Annotated in this window: 4 protein-coding genes; all 4 read left to right on the plus strand. The window is 68.9% G+C overall.

Features of this window, described 5'->3' with window-relative positions; genetic code table 11:
- Positions 1-19: 19 nt before the first annotated feature.
- Entirely contained in the window at positions 20-997 is a 978-nt protein-coding gene (locus tag DAT37_RS41185) for a phosphotransferase family protein (RefSeq protein WP_109530399.1), read from the plus strand.
- Positions 994-1,746 carry a 3-oxoacyl-ACP reductase FabG gene (gene fabG / locus DAT37_RS41190; protein ID WP_109530397.1) on the plus strand — a complete coding sequence of 251 codons (753 nt, stop codon included), beginning with the start codon at positions 994-996 and terminating at the stop codon, positions 1,744-1,746. The genes DAT37_RS41185 and fabG overlap by 4 nt, the downstream gene beginning before the upstream one ends.
- Before the next feature lie 60 nt (positions 1,747-1,806).
- On the plus strand, positions 1,807-2,289 hold the full coding sequence (locus DAT37_RS41195; protein WP_109530398.1) for an enoyl-CoA hydratase-related protein: 483 nt from the start codon (positions 1,807-1,809) through the stop codon (positions 2,287-2,289).
- On the plus strand, positions 2,286-3,133 hold an 848-nt coding region (locus tag DAT37_RS41200), incomplete at its 3' end, for a class I adenylate-forming enzyme family protein (RefSeq protein WP_157978963.1). The genes DAT37_RS41195 and DAT37_RS41200, both read left to right, overlap by 4 nt.

The raw sequence follows: 3,133 nt of genomic DNA on the forward strand, positions 1-3,133 counted from the left end.
GGCGGGGCGCTACTGCGAGATGTTCGACCAGGCTGAGCTGGCGGCGTGGATCCGCTCGCTGGGGTTGGCGGTCGACGAACCGCTGCGCTGGGACCGGATCGGGCTGGGCCAGTCCAACCTCACCTTCCGCCTCACCGACGCAGCTCACCGGCAGTGGGTGCTGCGGCGACCGCCGCTGGGACGGCTGCTCGCCTCCGCACACGACGTGGCACGCGAGGCGCGCATCCTCGCCGCGCTCCGAGGTGTCCCCGTGCCCAGAGTGTACGGCTACACCGAGCAGCTGGTGCTCATGGAGCACGTCGACGGACTGGTGATCGACACGATGGAGGTGGCGCACTCCCTCGCTTCGCAACGCCGCCACAGGATCGGGCTGTCGCTCGCACGGACCCTGGCGCAGATTCACGCCGTGGATCTGGACTCGACCGGCCTCGTCAACCTCGCCAGCCACAAGCCCTACGCGCAGCGTCAGCTCAAACGCTGGTCAATCCAGTGGGGGGAGTCCAAGACCCGTGACCTGCCCGCGCTGGACGAGCTGACCGCCCGGCTCCGCGAAGCGGCGCCGGAGCAGCGCGAGCTGACTCTCGTACACGGAGACTTCCACCTGCGCAATGTGATCATCTCGGGAGAGAGTGTCGCCGCTGCACTGGACTGGGAGCTGTGCACCCTCGGCGACCCGCTCGCCGACGTGGGCACCCTCCTCGCCTACTGGCCCGAGCCGGGAGAGAACGTCGTCGGCGACTTCGCTCCTTCGGTCCTGCCCGGCTTTCCCAGCAGGGACGAGCTGGTCAGGGTCTACCTCGAACAGACCGGCAGATCAGCCGAGGCCATCGGTTTCTGGCACGCGCTCGGTCTCTGGAAAATCGCGATCATCGGCGAGGGCGTGCTGCGCAGAGCTCTCGACGAGCCGCGCAACGCCGCGGCCTCCGGCACCCCCACGCCCGCTCAGATCGAGCTGCTGGTGGACCGGGCCGTCGAAATCCTGGAGGAACACACATGACGGAACGCACGGCAATCGTGACCGGCGCGGCGCGCGGCATCGGCGCCGCCATAGCCCGGCGGCTGGCCGCCGACGGCCTGGCCGTAGCAGTGATCGACCTGGAAGAGAGCGCCTGCGCGTCCACGGTAGAGGAGATCGTGGACGCGGGCGGCACGGCCGCCGCGATCGGCGCGGACGTGTCCGACGAGCAGGCGGTGGCTCGCGCGGTGGCGGCGGTGGCAGAGCGTCTCGGCGCGCCGACGGTCCTGGTGAACAACGCCGGGATCATCCGCGACGACCTGATGTTCAAGATGACCGTCGAGGACTGGGACACGGTGATGAACGTGCACCTGCGAGGCGCGTTCCTGATGTCACGTGCCGCCCAGCAGTACATGGTCCAGGCAGGTTTCGGCCGGATCGTCAACCTGTCCAGCACCTCGGCACTGGGAAGCAGGGGACAGGTGAACTACTCGGCGGCCAAGGCCGGTCTGCAGGGCTTCACGAAGACCCTCGCGATCGAGTTGGGCAAGTTCGGCATCACCGCCAACGCCATCGCGCCAGGCTTCATCGAGACCGAGATGACCCGGGCGACCGCTCAGCGGATGGGCGTGGAATGGGAGGACTACCGCAGTGCGGTGATCGCCCGCATCCCCGTGGGCCGGTCCGGGCTGCCGGAGGACGTGGCACACACCGCCTCCTTCCTCGTCAGCGAGGCGGCCGGTTTCGTCTCCGGCCAGGTCATCTACGTGGCGGGCGGACCGACGACATGAGAGAGGCGGTCGTCGTCTCGCTCGTGCGGAACGTCCACTACAACCTTCACCGCGCCACCCATGCCTCGGACATCCCAGCAGATCGGCAATCCCGACGCGGTGCTCGCCGAACGGCCACCACGCACCTACCCGCTGACCATCCGCAAGCCGATGATCGCTGCCATTAACGGCGCCGTCGCGGGCCTCGGCCTGATCGAGGCGCTCTACTGCGACATCAGAATGGCCGTTCCGGCCGCGAAGTTCACCACCGCCTTCGCCCGGCGCGGGCTCATCGCCGAGTACGGCATCGCCTGGCTCCTGCCCCGCCTGGTCGGCCCGTCCAAGGCCATGGACGCGACCGAGCTGGCCACCTTCTGCTCGCCGACGTCGATGAGCGTCATCAAGCAGCAGGTGCAGCAGGCGCTCGACAGCGATTTCACCGCCGCCGTCGCGCACGCGGACGCGCTGATGTTGGAGTCCTTCGAGCACCCCGACGCGGTCGAGGGCGTGCAGAGCTACCTGCAGCGCAGGTCGCCGCTCTTCGCCGGGCTGGAGGCGAAATGAACAACGCCGACGCGATCTTCAGCCATGCCCGGTCCGCACCTGAGCGGATCGCCCTACGCGACAGCGCAGGGGCTTCCTGGACATACGCAACCCTGCGCGACCGGGTCGCCGCCGTGGCCGCCCGACTGGCGCACCAGGGTGTACGGCGTGGCGACCGGGTGCTGCTGATCGCCCCCTCGGTGCCCGAGTTCGCCGCGGCCTACTACGGCATCCATGCCGCGGGAGCGATCGCGGTCACGGCGAACACCATGGCGCCCGCTCCGGAACTGGAGTATCTGGCGAGCGACGCAGGTGTCGCGCTGGTGCTCGGCTGGCCCTCGATCGGTCGGCCACCCGAGGCCGCTGCTGCCGCGCTCGGCGTGCCGTACCAGCCTCTGACTCCCGACCTGCTCGATGGGCCAGGAGTCAGCGAGCCGTACCGGGTCGAGGCGGACGACACCGCGACGATCCTCTACACCTCCGGGACCACGGGCAGACCAAAAGGAGCGCAGTTGACGCACGGCAACCTGATTGCCTGCGCGGACGTCTTCGTGAAGGCCCACCAGATCACGCCAGAGGATCGGGGCGGTACAGCATTGCCGCTCTTCCACATCTACGGTCAGGCCTGTGTCATGGGGACGGCGCTGCGGGCAGGGGCGAGCCTGTCGCTGCTGGAGCGGTTCGAGCCCAGGGCCATGTACGAGATGCTGCAGCGGGACCGGCTCACCTTCGTGGCCGGGGTGCCAACGATGTGGAACGCGTTGTTGCGGGCCGACCTGCCGGATTTCTCGGGACTCCGGTATGCGTCCTCCGGTGGTGCGTCGCTGCCGGCCGAGGTGATGCGCGCGTTCCACGAGCGGTTCGG

The organism is Nocardia aurea (assembly GCF_003123685.1).
Taxonomy (GTDB): domain Bacteria; phylum Actinomycetota; class Actinomycetes; order Mycobacteriales; family Mycobacteriaceae; genus Nocardia; species Nocardia aurea.